The 2,153-nt window shown below is 37.9% G+C and carries 3 protein-coding genes; 1 reads left to right on the top strand and 2 read right to left on the bottom strand.

What is annotated here, in order from left to right; all coding sequences use genetic code 11:
* Positions 1 to 70: 70 nt before the first annotated feature.
* Both AC1DRF_RS24445 and AC1DRF_RS24440 read right to left on the bottom strand, forming a co-directional pair.
* Positions 71 to 550, bottom strand: a complete 480-nt coding sequence (locus AC1DRF_RS24445) for a GyrI-like domain-containing protein (RefSeq protein ID WP_347395757.1) — start codon at positions 548 to 550, stop codon at positions 71 to 73.
* Between the two features lie 221 nt (positions 551 to 771).
* Entirely contained in the window at positions 772 to 999 is a 228-nt protein-coding gene (locus tag AC1DRF_RS24440) for a hypothetical protein (RefSeq protein WP_427075966.1), read from the bottom strand.
* A gap of 128 nt (positions 1,000 to 1,127) precedes the next feature.
* Here AC1DRF_RS24440 and AC1DRF_RS24435 point away from each other — a divergent pair, with 128 nt between their 5' ends.
* Positions 1,128 to 2,126, top strand: a complete 999-nt coding sequence (locus tag AC1DRF_RS24435; RefSeq protein ID WP_477741916.1) for an NADP-dependent oxidoreductase — start codon at positions 1,128 to 1,130, stop codon at positions 2,124 to 2,126.
* Positions 2,127 to 2,153: the final 27 nt, after the last annotated feature.

The following is a 2,153-nucleotide window of genomic DNA, read 5'->3' as shown; positions in this document are numbered from 1 at the left end:
GTTTTTACTCTTTATCATTTATATAAACAGCTGCAAAAATAGGAAAAAGGTGAACGTAAGTTCACCTTTTTTATTGTCCCAGCTTTATGGGAATATAAATATCCATTTCATATGTATCACTATATAAATTGCTGTGTATAGCTGTATTTACAATTTCAAGAGCTGGACCTTCAATCATGCTGTAAGGAGAGTTCGGCAGCCATTCATTCCAGATGCTGTTGTACGTCGACCCGAGCGATGTAATGGGACCTCTGTGTTTAAACTGCAGGTATGTAAACGAAGGAAACGTATGAACGCTCATACCGTTTGGAATAAAAGCCGTATCAGCCACTTCTGTCCCTGCAATATAAAAATAATTTTCTTTTTTCGGAGCCATGCAAATGCCTGTAACCATATGAGGTTCTTTTGAAGAGCTAATCATTTCTTTTTCTTTAAGTATTTGCTTCAAAAGATTCTCTTTTTGATACTCTCCGTTTTTTGCTATGCCTATCACTGAAAATCCTTCTTTATATACAACTTTACCTTGCATAATCCACCTCGAATTTTTCAAGCTCTAGCTTTTATTCTATCAATCATAAATTACTTTACCGTGATTGTAACATAATCTTAAGTRGATATCGATGCAGAAAATGGAACATGATCAAAGCTTCAAACACGTGCTTGAGATACTCTAATTATTACATAAAAACAGCGCCGGAATTCGCACGCTGTTTTTATTAATGCAACACTTTATTTATATAACGTTTACGAAGAGTAAATCCGGGAAACTCCTTAATATAAGTCAAAATGGTAGCTAAACCAGTAGTCGTCCTGCACATTCTTTGTGTTTGAAGCGACAATATGCTCATGACCTTGTTCGTCTGTGGCAATCCAGTTGTAGTTGATATCCATTTTAATCGGATACATATTGCCTTTTTTAAACAAAATAACGGGGGGAATTACTTCAACAAACTCGTTTAGTTTTTTAACAACATCTTCTTTACAGCGAATTAGCTCCATGTCTTTTTCTCCTTCGGTGTTATTGCACAATCATATTTTTTGCGTTGTGCACAATATATAATTTAAAATAACAAAGGTAAGTTTAGCACATTTTACAAAAAACAGAGAAATAAAAAGGAGCGATATCGATGAATGAACAAATTTTATTAGCAGAACGCCCAAAGGGAATGCCAACAAAAGATACGTTTAAATACGAAAAAATTGAAATGCCTACAGCGAAAGAAGGCGAGGTACTTGTTCAAACACTGTACCTTTCTGTTGATCCGTATATGAGAGGACRCATGAACGATACAAAATCATATGTTCCTCCATTTGAGCTAAACGCACCGCTTGCAGGCGGCATTGTAGCACGCGTAACGGAATCAAAATCAGATCGCTTTAAAGAAGGCGATATCGTAACGGGTATGCTTCCTTGGAAACGCTATTCAGCTACAGAAGCAAAAAACTTACAGAAAGTTGATCCAGAGCTAGCGCCAATTACAACGGCTATCGGCGTTCTTGGTATGCCTGGTCTCACAGCTTACTTTGGACTGCTTGAAATCGGTCAGCCAAGAGAGGGCGAAACAGTAGTCGTTTCCGGTGCAGCAGGTGCTGTTGGATCTGTTGTTGGTCAAATCGCTAAAATTAAAGGCGCACGTGTTGTCGGCATCGCAGGTTCTGAAGATAAAATTGCTTATTTAAAAGATGAGCTCGGATTTGATGAAGTGATTAATTATAAAAAAGGAAATGTAAAAGAAGCGTTGAAAGAAGCGTGTCCTAATGGCGTTGATGTTTACTTTGAAAACGTCGGTGGAGAGATTTCAGATGCAGTTGTTAGCTTATTAAATAAATTTGCGCGCATTCCGCTTTGCGGCCARATTTCACTGTATAACTTAGAAAAACAAGATGTTGGACCGCGTGTTCAAACACCTTTATTAATTAACAGTGCGTTAATGAAAGGCTTTATCGTAGCCGACTATGCAGACAAATTCCCTGAAGGCATTAAGCAGTTAGGGGAATGGGTGCAGCAAGGGAAAATCAAGTACAGCGAAAACGTTGTAGAAGGTTTTGAAAATGTACCTGAAGCGTTCCTTGGTTTATTTGAAGGAGCAAACTTAGGAAAACAGCTTGTAAAAGTAGCAGAATAAGCGTAAAAAACCGTGCGGGATCATTCC

This window comes from Priestia sp. P5_B4 (genome assembly GCF_056400385.1).
Note: the sequence above shows the minus strand (reverse complement) of the source record. Positions and strands in the feature narration are given on the sequence as shown.